Origin of the sequence: Klebsiella sp. Q2 (genome assembly GCF_009900705.1) — a bacterium.
Taxonomy (GTDB): domain Bacteria; phylum Pseudomonadota; class Gammaproteobacteria; order Enterobacterales; family Enterobacteriaceae; genus Klebsiella; species Klebsiella quasipneumoniae.
On record NZ_JAAABE010000004.1, the window covers coordinates 563,206 to 587,511 of the forward strand.

22 protein-coding genes and 3 tRNA genes are annotated in these 24,306 nt (G+C 55.1%); 16 read left to right on the top strand and 9 right to left on the bottom strand.

Going from position 1 to position 24,306, the window contains the following annotated elements; genetic code table 11:
- Window positions 1-158 precede the first annotated feature (158 nt).
- From GT756_RS18115 to GT756_RS18135, 5 genes are all read left to right on the top strand, one after another.
- Window positions 159-1,088 carry a formate/nitrite transporter family protein gene (locus GT756_RS18115; RefSeq protein WP_004201800.1) on the top strand — a complete coding sequence of 310 codons (930 nt, stop codon included), beginning with the start codon at window positions 159-161 and terminating at the stop codon, window positions 1,086-1,088.
- Window positions 1,089-1,177: 89 nt separating this feature from the next.
- Window positions 1,178-1,252 (top strand) — tRNA-Arg (locus GT756_RS18120).
- 363 nt (window positions 1,253-1,615) lie between these two features.
- Window positions 1,616-2,953, top strand: coding sequence for a sensor domain-containing diguanylate cyclase (locus tag GT756_RS18125; RefSeq protein WP_064150940.1), 1,338 nt, complete (start codon window positions 1,616-1,618; stop codon window positions 2,951-2,953).
- Between the two features lie 118 nt (window positions 2,954-3,071).
- A complete protein-coding gene (locus GT756_RS18130; RefSeq protein WP_004202038.1) occupies window positions 3,072-3,554 on the top strand; it encodes a WbuC family cupin fold metalloprotein in 483 nt (160 codons plus the stop codon).
- A gap of 365 nt (window positions 3,555-3,919) precedes the next feature.
- Entirely contained in the window at window positions 3,920-4,780 is an 861-nt protein-coding gene (locus GT756_RS18135; RefSeq protein ID WP_160124977.1) for a hypothetical protein, read from the top strand.
- Between the two features lie 30 nt (window positions 4,781-4,810).
- Here GT756_RS18135 and cynR read toward each other — a convergent pair whose 3' ends face one another.
- On the bottom strand, window positions 4,811-5,719 hold the full coding sequence (cynR, locus tag GT756_RS18140; protein ID WP_160124978.1) for a transcriptional regulator CynR: 909 nt from the start codon (window positions 5,717-5,719) through the stop codon (window positions 4,811-4,813).
- Window positions 5,720-5,850: 131 nt separating this feature from the next.
- Between cynR and GT756_RS18145 the strand changes: the two genes are divergently transcribed.
- The 3 genes from GT756_RS18145 to ypdK all read left to right on the top strand — a co-directional run bounded on the left by GT756_RS18145 (window position 5,851) and on the right by ypdK (window position 7,911).
- Window positions 5,851-6,309, top strand: coding sequence for a nucleoside deaminase (locus GT756_RS18145; protein WP_004202034.1), 459 nt, complete (start codon window positions 5,851-5,853; stop codon window positions 6,307-6,309).
- Window positions 6,306-7,502: a CynX/NimT family MFS transporter gene (locus GT756_RS18150; protein WP_004202032.1), complete on the top strand. Its 1,197-nt coding sequence runs from the start codon at window positions 6,306-6,308 to the stop codon at window positions 7,500-7,502. Before GT756_RS18145 ends, GT756_RS18150 begins: the two co-directional genes overlap by 4 nt.
- A gap of 337 nt (window positions 7,503-7,839) precedes the next feature.
- Entirely contained in the window at window positions 7,840-7,911 is a 72-nt protein-coding gene (gene ypdK / locus GT756_RS18155; RefSeq protein ID WP_099119320.1) for a membrane protein YpdK, read from the top strand.
- Between the two features lie 69 nt (window positions 7,912-7,980).
- Here ypdK and alaC read toward each other — a convergent pair whose 3' ends face one another.
- Together alaC and GT756_RS25965 are read right to left on the bottom strand one after the other, a co-directional pair.
- Complete coding sequence (alaC, locus tag GT756_RS18160) at window positions 7,981-9,195, bottom strand: alanine transaminase (protein WP_004202031.1); 1,215 nt, start codon at window positions 9,193-9,195, stop codon at window positions 7,981-7,983.
- A 286-nt stretch (window positions 9,196-9,481) separates the two neighbouring features.
- Complete coding sequence (locus GT756_RS25965) at window positions 9,482-9,580, bottom strand: hypothetical protein (RefSeq protein ID WP_032428955.1); 99 nt, start codon at window positions 9,578-9,580, stop codon at window positions 9,482-9,484.
- On the opposite strand from GT756_RS25965, the gene GT756_RS18165 reads away from it, so the two are divergent.
- Window positions 9,579-11,276, top strand: coding sequence for a sensor histidine kinase (locus GT756_RS18165; RefSeq protein ID WP_160124979.1), 1,698 nt, complete (start codon window positions 9,579-9,581; stop codon window positions 11,274-11,276). The two genes, GT756_RS25965 and GT756_RS18165, sit on opposite strands and share 2 nt — an antisense overlap.
- Before the next feature lie 11 nt (window positions 11,277-11,287).
- Window positions 11,288-12,025 (top strand): LytTR family DNA-binding domain-containing protein, encoded by a 738-nt coding sequence (locus GT756_RS18170; protein ID WP_004202028.1) that lies wholly within the window; start codon window positions 11,288-11,290, stop codon window positions 12,023-12,025.
- A gap of 54 nt (window positions 12,026-12,079) precedes the next feature.
- Here the strand turns inward: GT756_RS18170 and glk are convergent, their stop codons facing one another.
- On the bottom strand, window positions 12,080-13,045 hold the full coding sequence (gene glk, locus GT756_RS18175) for a glucokinase (RefSeq protein ID WP_160124980.1): 966 nt from the start codon (window positions 13,043-13,045) through the stop codon (window positions 12,080-12,082).
- Window positions 13,046-13,308: 263 nt separating this feature from the next.
- Here glk and GT756_RS18180 point away from each other — a divergent pair, with 263 nt between their 5' ends.
- Window positions 13,309-14,544, top strand: coding sequence for an ion channel protein (locus GT756_RS18180; protein WP_043520431.1), 1,236 nt, complete (start codon window positions 13,309-13,311; stop codon window positions 14,542-14,544).
- Here the strand turns inward: GT756_RS18180 and GT756_RS18185 are convergent.
- Window positions 14,541-16,202 (bottom strand): alpha-keto acid decarboxylase family protein, encoded by a 1,662-nt coding sequence (locus tag GT756_RS18185; RefSeq protein WP_004202025.1) that lies wholly within the window; start codon window positions 16,200-16,202, stop codon window positions 14,541-14,543. The genes GT756_RS18180 and GT756_RS18185 overlap by 4 nt on opposite strands.
- Before the next feature lie 180 nt (window positions 16,203-16,382).
- On the opposite strand from GT756_RS18185, the gene GT756_RS18190 reads away from it, so the two are divergent.
- Together GT756_RS18190 and GT756_RS18195 are read left to right on the top strand one after the other, a co-directional pair.
- Window positions 16,383-17,375, top strand: coding sequence for an aldo/keto reductase (locus GT756_RS18190; RefSeq protein ID WP_069135910.1), 993 nt, complete (start codon window positions 16,383-16,385; stop codon window positions 17,373-17,375).
- Window positions 17,376-17,505: 130 nt separating this feature from the next.
- Window positions 17,506-17,865, top strand: a complete 360-nt coding sequence (locus tag GT756_RS18195; RefSeq protein WP_004202022.1) for a DUF2502 domain-containing protein — start codon at window positions 17,506-17,508, stop codon at window positions 17,863-17,865.
- Between the two features lie 57 nt (window positions 17,866-17,922).
- On the opposite strand, the gene GT756_RS18200 is transcribed toward GT756_RS18195, so the two are convergent.
- On the bottom strand, window positions 17,923-19,164 hold the full coding sequence (locus GT756_RS18200) for an Nramp family divalent metal transporter (RefSeq protein WP_004202021.1): 1,242 nt from the start codon (window positions 19,162-19,164) through the stop codon (window positions 17,923-17,925).
- A gap of 345 nt (window positions 19,165-19,509) precedes the next feature.
- On the opposite strand from GT756_RS18200, the gene nupC reads away from it, so the two are divergent.
- Window positions 19,510-20,712 carry a nucleoside permease NupC gene (gene nupC / locus GT756_RS18205; protein ID WP_012540950.1) on the top strand — a complete coding sequence of 401 codons (1,203 nt, stop codon included), beginning with the start codon at window positions 19,510-19,512 and terminating at the stop codon, window positions 20,710-20,712.
- Window positions 20,713-20,760: 48 nt separating this feature from the next.
- On the opposite strand, the gene GT756_RS18210 is transcribed toward nupC, so the two are convergent.
- The 3 genes from GT756_RS18210 to GT756_RS18220 all read right to left on the bottom strand — a co-directional run bounded on the left by GT756_RS18210 (window position 20,761) and on the right by GT756_RS18220 (window position 23,334).
- Window positions 20,761-22,932 carry an EAL domain-containing protein gene (locus GT756_RS18210; protein ID WP_004202018.1) on the bottom strand — a complete coding sequence of 724 codons (2,172 nt, stop codon included), beginning with the start codon at window positions 22,930-22,932 and terminating at the stop codon, window positions 20,761-20,763.
- Between the two features lie 209 nt (window positions 22,933-23,141).
- Window positions 23,142-23,217, bottom strand: a tRNA-Ala gene (locus GT756_RS18215).
- Window positions 23,218-23,258: 41 nt separating this feature from the next.
- A tRNA-Ala gene (locus GT756_RS18220) sits at window positions 23,259-23,334 on the bottom strand.
- 219 nt (window positions 23,335-23,553) lie between these two features.
- Between GT756_RS18220 and GT756_RS18225 the strand changes: the two genes are divergently transcribed.
- The gene (locus tag GT756_RS18225) at window positions 23,554-23,907 is read left to right on the top strand and encodes a YfeC-like transcriptional regulator (RefSeq protein ID WP_004202017.1); all 354 of its coding nucleotides are present in this window, start codon (window positions 23,554-23,556) and stop codon (window positions 23,905-23,907) included.
- A gap of 3 nt (window positions 23,908-23,910) precedes the next feature.
- Complete coding sequence (locus GT756_RS18230) at window positions 23,911-24,303, top strand: YfeC-like transcriptional regulator (protein WP_114508335.1); 393 nt, start codon at window positions 23,911-23,913, stop codon at window positions 24,301-24,303.
- Window positions 24,304-24,306: the final 3 nt, after the last annotated feature.

Here is a 24,306-nt window from a genome sequence, read left to right on the forward strand (position 1 = left end):
TGATCATAGCCTGGGAATAACGAGATCGCGGGGCTCCTATTCTAGCGGAGCGATAAAAATCTGGCGTAACCATTTTTGCGATTTAAGAGTATCCCCAGCCAGTCGCCAGGGAAAGCCGCTACGCTTTAACTAGATAACTTGTCAGCGAGGGCCGTGAAATGGATGAACCAGACGATAACAAATTAAAGCCTGCGGATGACGAACGCGAGGTCGAAAGTGAAGAAAAACAGCGCGGTGAAGAGATAGAAGTTGACGAAGATCGCCTTCCCTCTCGGGCGATGGCGATCCATGAACATATTCGCCAGGAAGGGGAAAAAGAGATGGAGCGCGATGCGCTGGCCCTGCTGTGGTCGGCGATTGCGGCCGGTCTGTCGATGGGCGCCTCCCTGCTGGCGAAAGGGATTTTTCACGTCAAGCTGGAGGGGATCCCTGGCGGATTTTTACTCGAGAACCTCGGGTATACCTTCGGCTTTATTATCGTGATTATGGCCCGCCAGCAGCTGTTCACGGAAAACACGGTCACCGCCGTACTGCCGGTGATGCACAATCCCACCCCCGGAAACGTCGGTTTGCTGATGCGGCTATGGTCGGTGGTACTGGCGGGCAATCTCATCGGCACCGCGGTGGCCGCATGGGCCTTCAATTATATGCCTGTTTTTGATGAGCCGACCCGCCAGGCCTTCGTCAGCATCGCCGAAGATGTGATGAAAAACAGCCCGACGGAGATGTTCGCCAATGCGATTATTTCCGGCTGGCTGGTCGCCACCATGGTCTGGATGTTTCCCCTTGCCGGCGCCGCCAAGATCGTGGTGATCATTCTGATGACCTGGCTTATCGCCCTGGCGGATACCACCCATATCGTGGTGGGCTCGGTAGAGATCCTCTATCTGGTATTTAACGGAAGCCTTCCCTGGAGCGACTTCATCTGGCCGTTCGCCCTGCCGACGCTGGCGGGAAATATCTGCGGCGGAACCTTCATCTTCGCGCTGTTGAGCCATGCGCAGATCCGTAACGACATGAGCAACAAGCGAAAAGCAGAAGCCCGCGCGCAGGCCGCCGGAAAAGCCAAAAACGCCGACCGGGCATAAAAAAAGCGCTCAGAATGGCGAGGGTTTAAGCAGTCAGACGGTATGGCACTTACTCAGGCGGGCGAAAAACGCTATACTCGTGCCGCCTTGTCCCCTTAGTTAAATGGATATAACGAGCCCCTCCTAAGGGCTAGTTGCAGGTTCGATTCCTGCAGGGGACACCATGACTCTCCTGTTTTATGTCGGATCCACGGCGATTTTTGATGATTTTTCTGCAGCTCCGGTAGATAGTTCACTCAAGCTAGTACCGACCTGATCATCAATGCCCCTCCCTGTTAACGCACAAAGTGATTTATTTATAGATATAAAACCCGTTGCGCCATTCCTCTTTTTAAAAAGAGGAAAACACCAGTGATCATTTTACAAATAAAATGAAAGACTCACAGGAAAAGACGAGTTGTAAAACGTAATGATATCTTCAGCAGCAACCGCACGAAAAGCATACTGCTCCCTCCTCACCGTCATTCACAATATTGATATTCACGATCATAACAACATAGTTTTCTTACCCTGACAGGTATGACCTAATGAACAGGCCTTCAGCCTCATCAACGCTCCGGACACCGTTGTTTTTTATTGTATCTATACTGGCGCTATTTTGCTTAATTAATTTTACCACAACCTACATTAACACGATAACGACCCCGGCGCCGTTGTTGTTTTACGGCATGACCCTTATTATTCTGATATTTTACTTTTTAATATCAATAACTATCGCTTTAAAATACTTAAGTGATAAACGCTGTCTGTTTCTCATACCAGTAGCCTGTGCCTTTATTGGCTCTGCAATAATGATGATTCTTGCGTTACAAAATTACAGCAAACTGTTTTATTGCAATCTCAACGACTCAATCTCATACAATGAATTTCTGCGATATTACTTTTACCGCAACGCCTTAACTCTCACCCAAATCACCACCGCGGCATTAGTATCCAGATTTCGTTCGCATCGCCTGCTGGCCTCCCATAATCACATTATTATTACCTTTGCCTGCATAAGCCTTACTTTAGCTATCGTCCTGATTGTTGGATTTTCCTCAATGCACTTGTATGAACCAACGATACGCTTAGCCAGTAATATAATGGTTTACATGTGGACGCTCCTCTTTTTCACGACGATTGCATTAACCCGCTTCAGAAATATATTCTGGACAGGAATCTATTTTTACTGCTTCGTTTATATCTTAACCTTCTCTTTCTTAACAACCGCAGATGTCGCTAGCGAAAACACATGGTATAAAGCGAGGCTTTTCGAAACGCTGGGCACTCTGATCTTTATTATTATTATTTTCCTTAATGCGTTTAAGCTATATCAATTATCCAACAATAAATATGAGAATGCCTATCAGAACTCGATTCGTGATTATCTGACGCAGCTGTACAACCGTCGCTATTTTTACCTTGCGCTGACAAAAAAAATGCAACGGGTCTCTGTGCAAAAACCATTGTCTATCTTGTTATGCGACATCGATCATTTCAAACGCATAAATGACAAATATGGCCACTTTCAGGGAGATCTTGTTATTCAGTATGTAGCCTGGGTTCTTCAGGATCAGGTTCGAAGAGATGATATTGTGGCCAGAACAGGCGGCGAGGAATTTGCACTATTACTGCCTGACGTCGGCCAACAGCAGGCGCAACTCATCGCCGAGCGGATTCGCCAGGCTATTATCTCCCCAGGCGACGTCAGCAGCAGGGTTAAACTCCCCGAGAGCGTCACGATCAGTATCGGCCTTGCCACTACGGAGGATCCTAAAACGGTAGAGACTGAATTACTTAACCGCGCCGACGACGCCCTGTACCAGGCAAAAAAAGCAGGAAGGAATTGTGTGGTTGCCTGGCAGAAGTCCTCCTGTACTCGATAGCCTCGACAATTAACCGACAGCAACACGCTTTCTGCGTACAATATCGCGTGGCCTGGGCGTCAACCTGCCGCCCTGCCGATTCAACACTCTCTGGACAACAAAGGAGCCAGGCGTTGGTATGAAACAGATCACCCTTAGCGATATGCAGCAGCAGAGCGAAGCGGCAACCACTTCCCCGCGCTTACGTGCCCATCGCAATTTTCACCCTGAGCTGAGCGATCCGGTGCAGCGCCTGGCTATCGCTATGGAACCCGGCACCTATATCCGCCCGCATCGGCACCGACATACTTTTGAACTTTTGCTGCCGCTGAAAGGCCGCTTTGTGGTGCTAAATTTTGATGACCATGGCGTGATTACTAACCGGGTGGTGCTGGGTGAAACCTGCACGGCCCTGGAAATGGAGCCCGGCACCTGGCATACGGTGCTCTCACTTGACGCAGGAGGAATGGTATTTGAAGTCAAACAAGGCGCTTATCAACCGCTTGCTGAAATCGACACCATGGACTGGGCGCCAGCCGAAGGTCAGCCGGGTACCGCGGAGATGATGGCCTGGTATGCCATCGCGCAGCCGGGGGATCGCTATCCCTCTGTGTCGCAGTAAGCCTGGCCGCTGCAAACGGATGCTGCGAGCATCCGTTTGCGTTATCCCGGTCGTCGCGGCATTTGTCTCCAGAGCCGCGTACTCCTCATGCTGCGTTCACCCTCGTCGGAGTCATTAATAAAAATAATAAAAAAGTGTTGTATTCAGGCGATAAGCAAACTATTTTTCTCGAGCGAAATAAATGATAGGATAACGCAGTCAAGTTAATATCTGACGTAACAATAAGAATAATCAACTTATCGATATAATATTCTCAGTGTGAATGCATTTCATTAATCAGGTCATTAAACCCAGGCAATAAAACGTGGCTGTTAGATGATTATGCCCAATACTAACCGCTATTTTTTTCAGCAACAAAAAACCTTATGAATATAACAGAACGGAATATCTGGAAATTAAATAATTTACCGCCAATGGAGTATTGTTCTCTCCCCCGGGCGCAAAAATTATTAAACTGCGAAATTGAAGACATTCTTCACTGGCATGATATCGGCGCGATCAATCTATGCCTGAAGCTTAACCCAACGCGGGGAACCTTAAAACTCGCCGTCCTTTCTCATCAGGAAAAAGAAGTAACCAGCACATTTAATCCACTCAATTCATCGGAGACGGTGGAAACCTTCTGGTCGCCACACTCTCATATCCATAGCATTCTGCGGCTTGATGGCGATATTCCCGTCATGGAAACCCTGCGCGGGAATACCGTCACGCAGTTCAACGTCAAGGTCACTGCGTCAGGACTCTGGCATCCGCACAGCCGGAATTTAATGGCGTTACTGGAGGCGCCTGACGATATTCATCATGAAAACAGGCTCAGCATGATGCTGCCTGAGAAACCGTTTGTATATTGTCACTTCATTCCGCAGGAGGCAGAAAACCCCACCCTGTCATTGAACCGGCTCTATATTACCAGTCAGGCAATTGAGAAAATATTTGCCCATAGCATTAGCGCCCGACCGATGGATGTCACAAAAAATCCGCTACGGCAACAAACCGGTTATATCCATCAGGAATTAACCTCCCTTCCGCAAAGTGAGGTACTGCTGGAATTTATCCACGATCTAATTCAGTCCCATACTTTATTTAATGTGAAATTGCAGAAGATGGCTGAGCCAGACAAGACCCAGCTCTTTCATCACGTGCTGGAAAGGCTCAAGGAGGAAGTCATGCTGAGAGAGGATGTCCTGCCCGATGAGGCCGACTTCAGCAGCGCAACCCACCGTTAGTCCAGGCTCGCCGCCGAGCGACGCAGGCCTTCAGGCAGGAGGCGGGCGGTTTTCCTGCTCAAGCGTTAGCGCAATCTCCCGCGCCAGGGCGATAAATTCGCGTGCCGCGGCGCTCTGCCATGCATCCCTGCGCTGTAGCAAACAGGCCGTTCGCTGCAGCAGCGCAGGTTCGAGCTCAATAGCCACTACATCATCAAACTGCCCGGCGATCGCCGCCGGCAGCAGTGTCGCAAGGGGCGTGCGCCGAATGACCGACAGAACGGCGCCGATAGAGTTGGCCTCAATCCGCACGTCAGGTTCGAGCCGATGACGACGGCAATAACGATCGATCTGCTCTCGGGTGGCAAACTCGCTGCTCAGTAAAATCAGCGGCTGCGCGTCGAGCGCCTGCAGCCGGAGCGCGCTCTCTCTGGCCAGAGGATGACTGCGGCTCACCACCAACGCGAGGGTTTCCGTCAGCAGCGGATGAACGACAATATCCCGGGAACGGCTTTCGTCAAAGGCAATGCCGACATCCAGTTCATCCTGCAGCAACATCGTTTCCATGCGCTCCTGGTTCATCTCCTGAATCAGCAATTTCACTCCGGGGTAGCGTCGATAGTAGTTTTCCACCAGCGGTCCCAGCATATAGGTGGTGAAGGTCGGCGTCATGGCAATGCGGAGTTTGCCACGCTGTAGATCCTCAGCGTCATGCAGAGCGCGCCGCCCTTCCTCAAGATCGCGTAACGCCCGGCGGGCATACTCCAGCCAGATCTCTCCGGCATCGGTTAACCGGGTATAACGGCCAGAACGGTCGAAAAGCTGAACCTCCAGCATGGCTTCCAGCTGGCGGATCTGCTGTGACAGCGCAGGCTGGGAGACGTGCAGCGCAGCGGCGGCGCGAGTAAAGCCACGGTGTTCTGCCACGGCGATAAAGTAGGAAAGATGGCGCAGGAGCATCCGCTTACCTATAAGTAATTCAACTAGGGTTAATCATAAATAAGTCTTTTAACTTATGAAACAAGTTACGTACCCTCTACGCACGACCCGTTGCCTTTTTTCCCTGAACATCATCTTATGCAGGAGTGACTATGTCCGCTCACGATCGCTATCTCCAGCGCGCCCTAACGCTGGCAAACCACAACATCAGCCACGGTGGTCGTCCCTTTGGCGCCGTGCTGGTGCGCCATGACGAGGTTGTCGCCGAAGCCGTCAATACCTTTCATCTAAGCGGCGACCCAACGGCGCATGCCGAACTGAATGCCGTCCGCGATATTGCCGCCAGGCTGGGGAGCGAGGTTCTGCGCGAGTGCGTTATCTACGCCAGCGGACAACCTTGTCCGATGTGTCTTAGCGCCCTCTATTTAACCGGCGTGCGGGAAGTGTTTTTCGCCAACAGCAATCAGGACGGAGAACCTTTCCAGCTATCCACAGCCGCGATTTATCAGCAGTTGCAGCAGCCGCTGGCGCAGCAGACGTTGCCGATCCATCATCGCCCGCAGCCGGAGGGGCTGGCAGTTTATCAGCGGTGGGCGGAACAGCAGCCATGAAAGCCGTGTTGCGACAGAATCTGACGCTGGGGATCCTGGTGCTGATCGGCATAAATATGCGACCACTGCTCACCTCCATCGGCCCTTTGCTTCCGGAGATCCGCGCCGCCAGCGGGATGAGCTATACCCTGGCCGCGCTACTGACCGCCCTGCCGGTGATAGCGATGGGCGTGCTGGCGCTGGCCGCCGGTTCGGTCGATCGTTATGTCGGTCAAAACCGTAGCATTGCGCTAAGCCTGCTGATTATCGCGGCGGGCGCCCTGCTGCGGGAAATCGCTCCGAATAGCGGCCTACTGCTCACCAGCGCCCTGGCCGGAGGCGTTGGCATCGGCATAATCCAGGCTGCCATCCCGGCGGTAATAAAGCGCTTGTTCGCCCGCCGGACGCCGCTGGTGATGGGGCTATGGTCAGCGGCGCTAATGGGCGGTGGCGGGTTAGGTGCTGCGTTTACGCCATGGCTGGCGTCGCATAGCACAGCATGGCGGGATGCGCTGGCCTGGTGGGCGCTCCCCGCCCTCCTCGCCCTGTTCAGCTGGCTGGCGATTTGTCGGCACCTGCCCCGCGCCCCGCATCAGACCAGCGCCGCGCCCCGGGTGGCGATTATTGGCCAGCGCCGCGCCTGGACGCTGGGACTCTATTTCGGACTGATCAACGCCGGCTACGCCAGTCTAATCGCCTGGCTGCCGCCCTACTATATGCAGCTTGGCGACAGCGCCCAGTACAGCGGCTCGCTGCTGGCGCTGCTGACGGTTGGGCAAACCGCGGGCGCGCTGCTGCTGCCGGCGCTGGCTCGCCAGGATGACCGGCGCCAGCTTCTGCTGCTTGCTCTGGCGCTACAGCTGATTGGGTTCTGCGGCTTCATCTGGCTGCCGCAGCACTTCCCAGCGCTTTGGGCCCTCGCCTGCGGCGTGGGTCTGGGCGGCGCGTTTCCCCTGTGCCTGGTGCTGGCCCTCGATCACGCCGGGCAACCGACGGTGGCCGGCCGGCTGGTAGCCTTTATGCAAGGTATCGGATTTATCATCGCCGGCCTGTCGCCCTGGCTTTCCGGCCTGCTGCGTAGCCTGAGCGGGAACTACACCCTTGACTGGTCCTGGCATGCGCTTTGTGTCCTGTTACTCATGGCGCTCACGCTGCGCTTTATCCCAGCGCACTACCCGGCCGAGTGGCGACAGCGCGCCTCTGATCTGCATTAAACCGGCGGCGCGTGGCAACCTGAATGCCGCGCGCCAAGCCTGACTAGCCCCGCTAATCTCACTAACGAGAAACCCGTTTTGGTAGCGTCGCTGGCGCTAAATTTATTACCGGGCGAAATTAATGTGTCGCCGAATCACGACACTCGTAAGTAACTAAAAATTAATAAAAAAATGCCCCTTGTTTCCCTGATTTTTTAGGCGTACATTAGCGCCATCTGGAGCATTAAACGCACAGAATTGCGAGCTGCCGCAGGGCGAGATTTCACCGGCGACAGCCCTTGAAAAACAGAACAATTAATTCATTTGAACGTCGCATAAGCGCGTGGAGTGATGAGTCGTGAAATACTTCTTTATGGGTCTCTCTTTTATGGTCATCGTTTGGGCCGGTACTTTTGCCCTGATGATCTAGACTGCAGCGGTGTCAAAAAAACGGGAGCCCACAGGCTCCCGTTTTTGTTATAGCGTATTCGCCGAAGCGCTAGCTCGCAGCGGGCAGTAAGCCATCAGCGCGGAACATCGCCTTGATGCCGCGGATCGCCTGACGCGTCCGGTCCCGGTTCTCGATCAGCGCGAAGCGGACATGGGTATCGCCATAATCGCCAAAGCCAATCCCCGGAGAGACGCAAACCTTCGCTTCGTTAAGCAGCTTTTTCGCAAACTCCAGCGAGCCCATGTCGGCATAAGGTTCCGGAATTTTCGCCCAGACGTACATGGACGCCTTCGGACACTCAACCATCCAGCCGGCCTCGTGGAGCCCTTTCACCAGCACATCGCGGCGGCGCTTATACTGTTCCGCGATATCCCGCACGCATTGCTGATCGCCCTCCAGGGCCGCTATCGCCGCCACCTGCAGCGGCGTAAACGTGCCGTAGTCATGGTAGCTTTTGATGCGGGCGAGCGCGTTCACCAGGGTCTTATTGCCGACCATAAAGCCAATTCGCCAGCCGGCCATGTTATAGCTTTTCGACAGGGTAAAGAACTCGACGGCGACATCGCGCGCGCCAGGCACCTGCATAATGGAGGGCGCTTTCCAGCCGTCATACACGATATCGGCATAGGCCAGATCGTGGACCACCAAGATGTCATACTGCTTCGCCAGGGCGACAACCTTTTCAAAGAAATCCAGCTCGACGCACTGCGCGGTCGGATTCGAGGGAAAGCCAAGGATCATCATCTTCGGCTTCGGATAGCTCTCGCGGATGGCGCGTTCCAGTTCGTTAAAGAAATCCACCCCTTCCACCAACGGCACCGAGCGCACCTGCGCCCCGGCAATCACCGCGCCGTAGATATGGATCGGATAACTGGGGTTCGGCACCAGCACGGTGTCGCCATGATCCAGCGTCGCCAGCATCAGGTGCGCCAGCCCCTCTTTCGAACCAATGGTGACAATCGCTTCCGATTCCGGATCGATATCGACGTTATAGCGTTCTTCATACCAGCGCGAAATAGCGCGACGCAGGCGTGGGATCCCCCGCGAGGTAGAGTAACCATGGGTGTCAGGCCGCTGCGCGACGGTGCAGAGTTTTTCCACGATATGCGGCGGCGTCGCGCCATCGGGATTGCCCATACTGAAATCGATAATATCTTCGCCGCGCCGGCGCGCAGCCATTTTCAGTTCGGCAGTAATATTAAAAACGTACGGGGGGAGACGATCGATACGCGTAAAACGGCGTTCAGGACTGGATTCAGCCATAGGTTCCTCTGATTAACGTTAGCGCCCGGACCGTCCGAGCGACGCTGCCGCTGTTGCGGCTCGTTTAGAAAATAACCTGAAAAAAAACACGTTGTCGAGAGCCCTGACGAAAAATAATCACTGGCGTTAAAAACGGGTATCGTCTGCGCTAAATACGGCAGTACGCCGCGGGATGAATACCGTTTTGTATGCAAGTGGTAACATATTGATATCTTTTCTATCACGGGTATTTATCGTTTCCTCTGGCGTCTAGCGGTTTGTCGCCTTGCCATGATTCAATCCCCTTTTAAAAGTGTGCCTTTTCCTCATTATTTTTCTGCGGCTGGTCTTCTGTCGTCAGGTTTTTTATCATGTCCTTTTCTGGCCACTGACGCGGCGCACCCATGCACGAAATCTTTACTATGATGCTGGCGGTCTATGATCGTGCGGCCCTGATGCTTATTTGCCTGTTTTTCCTTATTCGCCTCCGCCTGTTCCGCGAACTGCTGCATAAATCAGCGCATACGCCGAAAGAGCTGCTGGCTGTCACCGCCATCTTCTCGCTGTTCGCGCTCTTCAGTACCTGGTCCGGTGTGCCGGTGGAAGGATCGCTGGTAAACGTGCGCATCATCGCCGTGATGTCCGGCGGGATCCTGTTTGGCCCATGGGTGGGAGCCATTGTCGGGGTGATTGCCGGTGTGCACCGCTATCTGATTGATATTGACGGCGTGACCGCCGTACCCTGCTTTATCACCAGCATCATCGCCGGTCTGCTGTCGGGGTTGATTAACCGCAAGGTGGCCCGCGATCAACGCTGGAAAATCGGCATTCTGGCCGGCATGGTCTGCGAGACCCTGACCATGATCCTGGTGATAGTCTGGGCGCCCTCTCTGAGCCTCGGCCTGGATATCGTCTCGAAAATTGGTATCCCGATGATCCTTGGCAGCGTCTGCATCGGCTTTATCGTGCTGCTGGTGCAGAGCGTGGAAGGTGAAAAGGAGGCCAGCGCCGCGCGGCAGGCGAAACTGGCGCTCGACATTGCCAACAAAACCCTGCCGCTGTTCCGTCAGGTCAACAGCGATTCTCTGCGCCAGGTTTGCGACATCATCCGCCGCGACATTACCGCCGACGCGGTGGCAATCACCAATACGGAACACGTGCTGGCCTACGTGGGCGTCGGTGAAGCCAACTATCAACACCATGACGATGTCATCAGCCCCACTACCCGACAGGCCATTCGTTATGGAAAGATCATTATAAAAAACAATGACGAAGCCCACCGCACGCAGGAGATCCACTCCTTAATGGTCATCCCGCTGTGGGAAAAGGGGGTGGTCACCGGCACGCTAAAAATCTATTACTGCCACGCCCATCGCATCACCTCGACGCTGCAGGAGATGGCGATAGGCCTGTCACAAATCATCTCCACCCAGCTGGAGGTTTCCCGCGCCGAACAGCTGCGGGAGATGGCCAACAAAGCGGAGCTGCGCGCTCTGCAAAGCAAGATTAACCCACACTTTTTATTCAATGCCCTGAACGCGATCTCCTCCTCGATTCGCCTTAATCCGGACACCGCGCGCCAGCTCATTTTTAATCTGTCGCGCTATCTGCGCTATAACATCGAATTAAAAGACGATGAGCAGATCGATATCAAACGAGAGCTGTATCAGATCAAAGATTACATCGCCATTGAACAGGCGCGATTCGGCGACAAACTGACGGTCATCTATGATATTGACGACGACGTCAGCTGCGTGATCCCGAGCCTGCTTATCCAGCCCCTGGTGGAAAATGCCATTGTGCACGGCATTCAGCCGTGTAAAGGGAAAGGGGTGGTGACGATCGGCATCAATGAGTGCGGCAATCGGGTTCGCATCAGCGTTCGCGACACCGGCAACGGCATCGATCCCGCCGTGGTCGCCCGCGTGGAAGCCGATGAAATGCCAGGTAACAAAATCGGCCTGCTCAACGTTCATCATCGGGTGAAACTGCTCTACGGCGAGGGGCTGCATATCCGCACCCTGACGCCAGGAACGGAAATCGCCTTTTATGTCCCCAATCACTCTACGCCGCAGGCGCTGACGGAGTCTCTGTTGTCATGAGCGGAGAAAAGATGAAAGTTATCATTGTGGAGGATGAGTTTCTGGCCCAACAGGAGCTCTCCTGGCTTATCAACACCCACAGCCAGATGGAGATCGTAGGCAGCTTTGACGACGGCCTGGACGTGCTGAAATTTCTCCAGCACAACAAGGTCGACGCCATCTTTCTCGATATCAATATTCCGTCGCTGGACGGCGTTCTGCTGGCGCAAAACATCAGCCAGTTCGCCCATAAGCCTTTTATCGTTTTTATCACCGCGTGGAAAGAACACGCCGTGGAAGCCTTTGAGCTGGAGGCGTTTGACTACATCCTCAAGCCCTACCAGGAGTCGCGCATCATCAATATGCTGCAGAAGCTGACCGCCGCCTGGCAGCAGCAAAATAACGCCGCCTCCGGGCTAGCCAGCGCGGCGCCTCGGGAAAACGACACCATCAATCTGATAAAAGATGAGCGGATCATCGTCACCAGTATCCATGATATCTATTATGCAGAGGCGCACGAGAAGATGACCTTCGTCTACACTCGCCGGGAGTCTTTCGTCATGCCGATGAACATTACCGAATTCTGCAGCAAACTGCCCACCGCACATTTCTTTCGCTGTCACCGCTCGTACTGTGTGAATCTCAGCAAAATTCGTGAAATTGAGCCATGGTTTAACAATACCTACGTGCTACGCCTGCGCGACCTGGAGTTTCAGGTTCCGGTCAGTCGCAGTAAAGTGAAAGAGTTTCGCCAGCTGATGAATCTGTAGACGACGGGGAGCCCCGCCTTGCCGGGCTACGGCGGTAGCCCGGGAGGAATGCGCTTACAGCACCTGACCCAGCGTCTGACGCAGATGCGCGCCGGAGCCCAGCAGGCCTGGGTTGTCATGCACGATCAGGTAAACCGGGATATCCTGGACATAGGCTTTAAAACGGCCTTTGTCCTCAAAACCGCCGCGGAAGCCGGAGGCTTTAAAGAACTCCAGGAAGCGCGGCACGATGCCGCCGGCGATATACACGCCGCCAAACGTCCCCAGGGTCAGCGCCAGGTTTCCACCGAAGCGCCCCATAATGACGCAGAACAGCGACAGCGCCCGGCGACAGTCGGTGCAGCTATCCGCCAGCGCCCGCTCGGTGACCTCACGCGGCTGCAGGTTCTCCGGCAGTCGACCATCCGATTTGACTATCGCGCGATAGAGGTTGACCAGACCAGGCCCCGAGAGCACGCGTTCTGCGGAGACGTGCCCCAGTTCAGCGCGCAGCTCTTCCAGAATAATGCCCTCTTCTTCACTGTTCGGCGCAAAATCGACATGGCCGCCTTCGCCAGGCAGGCTGACCCAGCGCTTATCAACGTGCACCAGATGGGCTACGCCCAGCCCGGTTCCGGCGCCATAAACGGCGATCGGTTTGCCGGCTACCGGCGCGCTGCCGCCGAACTGAATCAGGTGCTCAGCTTTCAGCATCGGGATGGCCATTGAAACGGCGGTGAAATCGTTAATAATCTCCAGGTGCGCAAAGCCAAGGTTGCGCTTCATCTCAGCGATGGAGAAGGCCCAGGTATGGTTGGTCATCGCCACCCAGTCGCCGGTGATCGGGCAAGCGATGGCGATACAGCCTTCGCTGACCGTCACCTGATGCTCCTCGAGATAGACGCGCACCACCGCCTCCAGACTGGGGTAATCGAGCCCGGAATAGGTCTTTGCACGAGAGCTCTCTCCGCTCGCCAGATCACACAGCGCCAGGCGGGCGTTGGTCCCCCCGACATCTCCTACTAAAGCAAATTTTGTCATTCCGTTACGGCTCCGCTAAAGTCAAAATAAATCTTTTGGCACACTGTAAATTCATGGCGGCTTAACAACAACGTCCAACTCGCGGACGCCCCTTGTTTAGCGACACAGGTCACATTTAGTTTGTAATCAATGCAAAGTAGCCTATTAACGAGGCCACGGGTATCAGACGCCGCCTTAACTTTATCGTTTCGGCACCATTTGCATCGACGGTCCCCGTCGACAAAGGCAAAGTAGTGCTCCTGAACTTTAACAAGGACATTTTCATGCTCCATCCTCGCGCCAGAACAATGCTGATCCTGTCGGTGCCAGCTATCCTGATTGGCATCGCCTCCAGTTTGATCCTGATCGGCGCGATGAAAGTTGCCGCGTTGCTGCAGCGCATCCTGTGGAGCAATCTGCCTGTGCAGTTTGGGGTGAGCGCCGACAACCCGCTGTGGATCATCGCCATTCTCACGGCGACGGGGATCGCGGTGGGCCTGGTCGTCCGTTACAGCCCGGGGCACGCCGGGCCGGACCCGGCGACCGAGTCGTTAATCGGCGCGCCTATTGCCACCGGCGCGCTGCCCGGGCTGCTGGCGGCGCTGATCCTTGGCCTCGCCGGCGGCGTCAGCCTGGGCCCGGAGCATCCAATTATGGTGGTGAATATTGCGCTGGCCGTCGCCGTCGGCTCCCGACTGTTCCCCCGGGTCAGCTCTCTGGACTGGACCATTCTCGCGGCCTCAGGCACCATCGGCGCCCTCTTCGGCACCCCGGTGGCCGCCGCGCTGATTTTTTCGCAAACCCTGAACAGCAGCAACGAGTCGCCGCTGTGGGATCGTCTGTTTGCCCCGATGCTTGCCGCCGCCGCGGGCGCGCTGACGACCGGGCTGTTTTTCCACCCCCACTTCACGCTGCCGATCGCGCACTATAGCCAGATGCACTTCGTCGATATCGTCAGCGGCATGATCGTCGCCCTGATCGCTATCGCTGTCGGTATGGTCGCCGTCTGGTGTCTGCCGCGCCTGCACACGCTGATGCATCGCCTGAAAAACCCAATCCTGACGCTGGGCCTCGGCGGCTTGCTGTTAGGGATCCTTGGAACCATTGGCGGACATTTAACGCTGTTTAAGGGGCTGGATGAGATGCAGCAGTTGGCCTTCAGCCAGACGCTGACCGCCTCGGATTATCTGCTTATTGCGCTGGTCAAACTGGCTGCGCTGGTTCTCGCCTCGGCCTGCGGCTTTCGCGGCGGGCGGATTTTCCCCGCGGTCTTCGTCGGCGTGGCGCTGGGGCTGATGCTGCATGCCCACGTGGACGCCGTGCCGGCGGCAATTACTGTCTCCTGCGCGATCCTCGGTATGGTGCTGGTCGTCACCCGCGACGGCTGGCTGAGCCTGTTTATGGCCGCTGTGGTGGTTCCGGACACCACGCTGCTGCCGCTGCTGTGCATTGTGATGCTCCCGGCCTGGCTGCTGCTGGCCGGGAGGCCCTTAATGATTGCCAGACACCATACCGACTAAACGCGGCTGTTTCGTTCCTCCAGCGCCTGCGTCACCGCGCGCAGGAAATCGGGGATATCCATTTTCGGCAGCATCACTTCCACCAGGGTGAGAGTATCGGAGGTGATACTCTCCGCCATCGCCTCCCGTAGCTCAGCAGTGTGCGTAACCCGCCAGCAGCGCGAGGCAACGTCCGGGGCGAAGGCTTCCGGCAGGCGCCGCCAGTCCCACAGGGCAATATCATTGTAGCGCTGCTCCGGACCGTGAATCGCCCGTTCTACGGTATACCCTTCGTTATTAAGCAGCAGAATAAGCGGCTTTTGTTTATCGCGCAGCATAGAGCCCATTTCCTGAATCGTCAGCTGGGCGGCGCCATCGCCGACGATCAGCACCACCCGCCGCTCTGCCGCCGCGGTTTGCGCGCCATAGGCGGCCGGGAGGGTAAAACCAATCGATCCCCACAGCGGCTGGACGATCAGCGATGCCTCAGAGGGGAGCTTAAGCGCCGCGATGCCAAATGCCGCCGTCCCCTGATCGGCGAGGATAATATCGCCGGGGCGCAGCGCATCCTGCACTGTCGACCAGAAATTCTTCTGGGTTAACTCGCCTTCGCCCTCCTCTTCCACTTCCGGCGCCACGACCTGAGGCGCCGCCCACTCCGCCGCCAGCGGTGCGGAAAGGGACATCAGCGCAGCCAGGGCTTGATCCATCGGCACGCCGCTGAACCAGTGATCGCCCACCCTGACCGCGAAAGGCTGGATCTCTATCGTCTTCTCCCGCGCCAGATGCTGGGTGAACCCTGCGGTGATAGTGTCGGTGAAGCGCGTACCAATGCAGATGATGGTGTCGGCGTTTTCGATAGCCTCCCGGGTCTGAGGCGCGCTGGCGATGCCGCTGTAGGTGCCGACAAAACCTCTCTGCTGCTCATCGAACAGCCCCTTGCCCATGAGCATGGTGGCGTGGGCGACGGGGGTTTTCGCTACCCACTCCCGGAGCGTGTTCTGCAGGCCATAGCGTTGCGCGAGGAAGTCCGCCAGCAGGGAAATGCGTCGACTGCCCCGCAGCAGGCGGCTGGCATGTTCGCAGAATCCGGCGAGCTGGTTTTGATCCGCCGGAGCGGCCTCCACCAGCAAGCGCTGCGCTGGGGCAATCGCTGCCGCTCTGGCGACATCGGCCGGCAACATCAGATAGCCGGGTCGATGATGCGTCAGCATATCGCGCAGAACACGGTCGATTTCATGGCAGGCGTTGCCAGCGGTCAGCAGCGCCTGGCTACAGGTGATCTGCTCGCTCATTCGCGCAAAATGGCGGAAATCGCCGTCACCCAGGGTGTGATGCAGCAGTTCGCCGCGCTGCTGAGCGCCAGTGGAGGGCGCACCGACGATATGTAATACCGGAATATGCTCCGCATAGCTTCCCGCCACGCCGTTCAGGGCGCTTAGTTCGCCGACGCCGTAGGTTGTTAGTAACGCGCCGGCCCCCTTAATGCGTGCGTAACCGTCAGCAGCATAGGCCGCATTCAGCTCGTTGGCGCAGCCGACCCACCCCAAGGCGCTGTGCGCGATGACGCGATCGAGAAACTGTAAGTTGTAATCTCCTGGTACGCCGAACAAGCGGTCAATACCGCAGTCAACGAGGCGATCCAGCAGATAATCCCCAATAGTGTAGGTCGGTTGCATGTCCATTATCCTCATTTTGGTGCAGGTGTAATTTGAGTATTGAATAAGCGATCCGCCTGTCCAGAAGGGGGACGATAAAGCCGGTGTAAAGCAATAGTTACGCCCAAAAAGCGGTGTACTCCACGCAAAACATTGATTAGTGTAAACGTATACACAACTTGTTTTATCTGCGGAGGAAGAATGGTTTACCAGGCAAGCACCACGCGATATCAAACGATGGCCTATCGTCGCTGCGGGCGCAGTGGCCTTCAGTTGCCGGCTATTTCTCTCGGTCTGTGGCATAACTTTGGCGATGAAACGCGGGTGGAAACCAGCCGGCAGATGCTCCTGCACGCGTTTGACCTCGGCATTACCCATTTCGACCTGGCCAATAATTATGGGCCGCCGCCGGGCTCGGCGGAGAGCAATTTTGGCCGCATCCTTAAAGAGGCCCTCCTGCCCTATCGCGATGAGTTGATCATCTCCACCAAAGCGGGTTACACCATGTGGGACGGCCCTTACGGCGACTGGGGTTCACGCAAATACCTGGTGGCCAGTCTGAACCAGAGCCTGCGGCGCATGGGGCTGGAGTATGTCGATATTTTTTATCATCACCGCCCGGACCCGGAGACACCGCTGACGGAAACGATGCGCGCGCTCGATCATCTTGTCCGCCAGGGTAAAGCGTTGTACGTCGGCCTCTCTAACTATCCGCTCGCCCAGGCGCGAGAAGCGGTGAAAATCCTTAACGACCTCGGCACCCCCTGCGTCATTCACCAGCCTCGCTACTCCATGTTTGAACGCGGTGTGGAAGAGGGATTACTGGATTTTTTGCAGACCGAAGGGGTGGGAAGTATAGCGTTTTCACCGCTGTCCGGCGGCCAGCTAACCGACCGCTATCTTAACGGCATTCCGGCAGACTCACGCGCCGCCAGCAGCAGTCGTTTTCTGCAGCCGGAGCAACTGACCCGCGCCAAATTAGAAAAAATTCGTCAGCTGAATACGCTGGCGGAAGCCCGCGGGCAGAAGCTGTCGCAGATGGCGCTGGCCTGGGTGCTGCGCGAGGAGAAAGTCACCTCCGTGCTGATCGGTGCCAGCAAAACCGCCCAGCTGGATGATGCGGTAGGGATGCTGAAAAACCGTCATTTCAGCGCCGGGGAGTGCGCGGCGATTGATGCCATCCTGGCGCTGTAAAGCAAATGTTACTTTAGCAAAAAGTGCTCTTTTCTGCGCTTTCGGAGTTCGTCCGATGCGACGGGTCTTTACCGGCCCGTAATATCAGGTTAACAGGCCGCTTACGGCCCCGATCGTGAAGGAGAAGAGTATGTTCAGGTCACTGATTCTGGCAGCAGTACTGCTGGCCGCAGCGCCACTAGTCGCTAACGCTGGTGAAATCACCCTGCTGCCATCGGTAAAATTACAAATAGGCGATCGTGACAATTACGGTAACTACTGGGACGGTGGCGGCTGGCGCGACCGTGATTACTGGCGTCGTCACTATGAATGGCGTGATAACCGTTGGCATCGTCATGACAACGGCTGGCACCGCGGCTGGGACAAAGGCAGAGATAAAGCCTGGGAGCGCGGCTATCGCGCGGGCTGGAGCGACCGCGACGACCATCGCGGCGGCTGGGGACGTGGTCCCGGCGGACGCGGTCACGGTCATGGACATGGCCATCACTAACAGACGAAAAGGGGAGCCCATCGGCTCCCCTTTGCTTTATTCCGCAGCAGGAAGTCATCAATCCACCCCGAGCAGCGATCCCACAATTAACCAGCCGTTCAGGCTCACCACAATGGCGACTATCGCCCAGCCGATGCCTCTCACCCAACGGGTATTCACCAGGTCTCCCATTAGCTTTGCATTGCTGGTAAATATCAGCAGCGGCACCAGGGCAAGCGCAATACCAAAGCTGAGCAACACCTGACTCATCACCAGAATACGCGTTGGATCCAGTCCCAGCAGAATGACGACAAACGACGGCAGCATGGTGACCGCCCGGCGAAACCACAACGGAATATGAAAGCGGATGAAGCCCTGCATGACCACCTGGCCTGCGAGAGTTCCCACCACCGTCGAGGATAAACCTGCAGCGACCAGGCTGAGGCCAAAGATGGTCGCCGCCGCGTGGCTCAGGAGTGGCTCCAGCGTTCTGTAAGCCTGATCGAGATCGGCGACGCCGGTATGGCCGTTGAAGTGGAATGCCGCCGCGGCGGTCGCCATCATCGCCAGGTTAACGAACCCCGCAATGGTCATGGCGATCGCCACATCCCAGCGGGTCGCGTTATAGCGTTCTTTTCGCGTCCCGCCGTGCAGATGCTGGGTAAGCGAGGAGTGTAAGTAGATCACGTGCGGCATAATAGTGGCCCCCAGCACCCCGGCGGCTAAGAATACCGCCTCGCCGTTGGGCAGCGTAGGGATCGCCAGCCCTTTGGTCAGGGGAGCCAGCGCGGGCTGGGAAAAGATCAATTCAACGACATAGGCGACGGCAACAAACAGCAGCAAGCCGCCAATCACCTTCTCCAGCGGTTTTTGCCCGCGCCGCTGCAGCATCAGGATCAGGAAGGTCGCCACCCCGGTCAGCACCGCCCCTTGCAGAAGCGATACGCCCAGCACCAGCTTAAAGCCAATCGCAGCGCCGATAAATTCGGCCAGATCGGTGGCCATGGCGATGATTTCCGCCTGTACCCAGTAAAACCACACGACCGGGCGCGGGTAATGGTCGCGGATCTGCTCGGCCAGGTTTTTACCGGTGGCAATGCCCAGTTTGGCAGAGAGCACCTGGATCAGCATCGCCATCAGGTTGGCCCATACTACGACCCACAGCAGCTGATAGCCAAAGCTGGCGCCAGCCTGAATATTCGTGGCGAAATTACCCGGATCGATATAGCCAATGGCAGCGACGAAAGCGGGCCCCATTAAGGCGAGCTTCACCTTGCGCGCGGCGCGACTACTGCTATTCTCAACGCGACTGCTAGTCATCTTCTGCCTCTGGAAATATAGCCTTTGCTATGTTTCATGCTATCAAAATGCGAATGATTATCAAGTTCATTTAGAATGGAGATAATAATTGCTGTGATAGGAGGGAACAATTGCTGGCCGGATATGGAAAAGGGCGTCAGAAAACCCGATCGCGCCAAATATTAAGAGTAGTACAAGAATGCAACTTTTAAAACCTTTATGTAACATAACAAAAGTAGATGTTTGATCACTATTTTTGCCATTGGTCACAGTTCCTTGCAATAGTGTGCAATTGATCTCGTTTTCTTTAAAGCCGTTGCATAGAATGTGCACGGAAATTTAACCTGCCTCATATTTGGAGCAACTATGGACCGCGTCTTGCATTTTGTCCTCGCGATCGTTGTGGTGGCTATACTGGCCCTGTTGGTCAGTCATGACCGTAAAAAGATCCGTATTCGTTATGTTGTTCAACTGCTTGTCATTGAAGTCCTGCTGGCCTGGTTCTTCCTGAACTCCGATATCGGTCTGGGTTTTGTGAAAGGCTTCTCCGAGATGTTTGAAAAACTTCTCGGCTTTGCCAACGAAGGGACAAACTTCGTGTTCGGCAGCATGAACGACAAAGGTCTGGCCTTCTTCTTCCTTAAGGTTCTGTGCCCTATCGTCTTCATTTCCGCTTTGATCGGTATTTTGCAGCATATTCGCATCCTGCCGATTGTTATCCGCGCCATCGGTACCGTGCTGTCGAAAATCAACGGCATGGGCAAACTGGAGTCCTTCAACGCCGTCAGCTCGCTGATCCTCGGCCAGTCGGAAAACTTTATTGCCTATAAAGATATTCTCGGCAAAATGTCGCGCAACCGTATGTACACCATGGCGGCGACCGCGATGTCCACCGTATCGATGTCCATCGTCGGCGCGTATATGACCATGCTGCAGCCGAAGTACGTCGTCGCGGCGCTGGTGCTCAACATGTTCAGCACCTTTATCGTGCTGTCATTGATTAACCCGTACCGCGTGGAAGAGAGTGAAGAAAATCTGCAGATGTCCAATCTGCACGAAGGTCAAAGCTTCTTCGAGATGCTGGGCGAATACATTCTGGCGGGCTTTAAAGTTGCGATTATCGTGGCGGCGATGCTGATCGGCTTCATCGCGCTGATCTCCGCGCTGAACGCCCTGTTCGCCACCGTGACCGGCTGGTTCGGCTACAGCATCTCCTTCCAGGGGATCCTTGGCTATATCTTCTACCCGGTCGCCTGGGTGATGGGTGTGCCGGCAAGCGAAGCGCTGCAGGTGGGTAGTATTATGGCCACCAAGCTGGTCTCCAATGAATTCGTCGCCATGATGGATCTGCAGAAAATCGCCTCGACGCTCTCCCCGCGTGCGGAAGGCATTATCTCTATCTTCCTGGTCTCCTTCGCCAACTTCTCGTCTATCGGCATCATCGCCGGGGCGATTAAAGGTCTGAACGAAGAACAGGGCAACGTGGTTTCACGCTTCGGTCTGAAGCTGGTTTACGGCTCCACGCTGGTCAGCGTACTGTCTGCTTCAATTGCGGCTCTGGTTCTGTAACAGGCGCCAGTCCTCTGAGCCGGGCAATGCCCGGCTTTTTTTTACTCGTCATTCGCCCAGCGGCTGGGGCTTGCCCACCAGGTAGCCCTGCAGATAATTCACCCCCAGCTCCAGCAAGCGCGCTTTTTGCGGTTCGCTTTCGACATATTCCGCCACCACGCTCATCTGTTTCGCCCGCGCCATCTCGACAATCGATTTCACCATAATGGCGTCCAGCGGGTCAGTGAGGATGTCGCGAACGAAGCAGCCGTCAATCTTGATGATATCGGCCTGCAGATGCTTCAGCCGTTCATAGTTCGCATACCCGGTGCCAAAGTCATCAATGGCGATGGCGCAGCCAAACGCGCGCAGCGCTTCAAGATTTTGCTGGCTGATGTCGGCATTGGAGAAGGCCTGCTCTTCAGTGACTTCAATAGTGATAAGGTCTGGTGAGACCGCATAGCGTTGAAACAGCGCGATAATCTGCACGGCACTGTCCTTTTGCATTAGAGTTGCAGGCAGCAGATTGACCGAGAATCGCTGGCCAGGGTGCTGATGAAGCACGCTGAACAAGGTCTCAAGCACCAGCATGTCGAAACGTTGGCTGAGGTTAAACTGCACAATCAACGGGATAAACTGATCGGGCATAATGACGCTATCGCCACAGCGCATGCGGGTGAGGATCTCATGATATCCCTCCCCTTCCCTGTTCTGAATCGGCTGCGCATAGAGCATCAGCGCCCGCTCTTTGAGCACCTGCTTGACGCGCATGAGGAGGCGCACCTGCTCGGTGGTTTGATCCACCACCAGCTCCTGCTCCTCATCCAGGGCCAGCACCCGACGTTCGCTACCCGCCTGTTCGGAAAGCCAGCTTAGCTGACCCAGCATCTGGTGAAGTCCCTCGCGCTGACCGTCGTCGCGGCCCCAGGCCGCGCCAAACTCCAGATCCAGCGGCTGATTGTGCCAGCTGAATTTTTTGTGATTGAGAACCGCGACCATATGATGCAAACGGGACGAAGGCTCCGGTCCGTCAAGCACGAGGATCAGTTCGCTGCCCGGCACCTGGAAAACTTTATCCGTCGCCCCCAGCAGCGGTTGCAACGCCCGAATAATCTGCCGTTTACAGTCCACCCCCATCATCAGGCCATAATGCCTGCTGAGAAAGTCGAGATTATGAATACGCAGGCTGCAGATAACCTGCTGCGGACAGCTCTGTAAATGGCTCTCCAGCGCGCGCAGGTTAGGCAAGCCAGTCAGCGGATCTTCTTCCGCCTGACTACGCCAGCGGCGTTTATTGCGGTCGCTACGGGCATAGGTGTCTGCCATATAAAACAAACAGATAGTAAAGGAGATCAGCACTGAGAGCACAAAGGATAATGAATACTCGCTTTGGACGCCCTGGAGAAAGTTTTTGTTATACACCACCAGTAAAAAAGCCGAGACCGACCATGAAATACGCAGCAGCGCATGACCAATTCGGCTAATCCCGATAAAGTAGACGATAAAAATCACCGGAACTAAATAACCGGCAATAAATTCAGACTGATACGGCGCACACAATAGCGTTAATATCACCGCCAGCGCAATAAACCAATATAGCGTAAAGGAACGATATTTTGCTGCCAGCCACGGTAAACATTCCTGCCGCCAGAAACGTCGGGCGTAGCGTGGATTGATAATCATCCGCATTGGATAATATAAAAAAGTGGTAAAAATTAATGCCGCGCTGATTAAACTTTGAATATCTATTACGGTATAAATCAATGGCATACTGCCAAAATAGCTGGTAATAGATAAGGGAAAAGCAAAATATTGCCCGGCAAGGTACATGGTGAGTTTCAGCAGCACCGGCGCGAAGAAGCCGCCCCAGAAGATCCGCGCTCCCATATGTTTTGCCGTCGGGCCACAGCGCCAGCGCTTACCCACCATCAGTCTTAGAATAGCGCAGGAGAAGAACACCGCAAACAGCTGACAAAAGAGTAAGATAAGCGCCTGCGGTAGCGTTAATTTAATAAGAAAGCAATTGGTGATGGCAAATGCGAGGATTAATGGCGCAATCGCATAGCGGCCAAAGATAAAAATAACAGAAAACATCACGCTAATGGGCAGCCAGGCAATATAAATAAGATTGCCATCAATAACCGTTTGCGGTGAAATAAAACGAGCCAGCGGAATAGCGACTAAACAGACGATAAAGGCCAACAGAGTTTTTTTGATATTAATGTTAATTTTATCAACCATTATTGTTAATTAAAACTCCGGCAACCTCATTACGTTTAATGGGGGAAATGTTATGTTGCTTATTTAGGGCAGGCAAGGTGATTTATCAGGAAAAAGTCTGAAATTACTTTCGATTTTAATTGCTGGAGATTAACTGACTTAAGCAGAAAATGCTTTACATGAAAATAGATAAAAACAAAAACCCCCGCCGAAGCGAGGGTTCTGAATTTTGGTGGAGCTAAGCGGGATCGAACCGCTGACCTCTTGCATGCCATGCAAGCGCTCTCCCAGCTGAGCTATAGCCCCACAGGACCTCTTTACGAACCAAATCCGCTGGGTGCAGAATTTGGTGGAGCTAAGCGGGATCGAACCGCTGACCTCTTGCATGCCATGCAAGCGCTCTCCCAGCTGAGCTATAGCCCCGTAACGTAAAGCGTGTCGTGTTGACGGGCGGCATAATATGAATTCCTCGCTCAGGTGTCAACGGCAAAATTATCCTTCTCGATTCAATCGCTGAAAAAGCAGGCAACCTGCTGACATTGCGAGCCTTATCGCAGCCAGAAGTTAAACAGGTCACCTTTTCCAGTAAAAGGATGCTATAACATGGACAGCTAATTCCCATACATTTACTCAGGAAATAGTATGCTCAAGGAACGAATGACACCTGAAGAAATCGCCCATCTGACCGGCTACAGTCGGCAAACTATCAATAAGTGGGTGCGGAAAGAAGGCTGGCAGACCTCTCCGCGGCCTGGCGTCCAGGGCGGCAAGGCGCGCCTGGTCCATGTCAATGAGCAAGTCAGGGAGTTTATCCGCAGCGCCCAGCGCGTGGCGGAGACGCCCGGCACCTATTCTCCCCACGACAGCGATCTGGAATCGCTGCTGCTGACCCTCTGTAAAGAACTCACCCCCAGCGAGCAGAAGCAGCTTATGTCGCTGTTGCTGCGCGAGGGGATCACCGGGTTACTGCTTCGGTTAGGGATCCGCGATCGGTAAACCATGATGAAACTAAAAGATAAAATGACGCCCGCAGAGCTTGCCGACTGCCTGGGGCTGGCCAGACAAACGATCAATCGCTGGGTTCGGGAGAAGAAATGGCGCACAGAAGCGATACCCGGCGTTAAAGGGGGACGAGCGCGACTGGTGGTCATCGACCAACCGGTGCGTGAGTTTTTAACTAACATTCCCGCCAGACGCCATCTGTTTAGCGACAATCATCTCGCGGAATCGCCAGGCGCTTACCTGGTCAATGAGGCGGACACGATCTGGCGGCAAATCACAGAAACCCTGCAACTGATGACTCCGGCAGAACAGCTGCAGCTCCGCGACCTGCTGGCCCGGGAAGGGATTAGCGGTTTTCTTGCCCGCCTCGGCATCGCCAGCCCGGCGTAACAG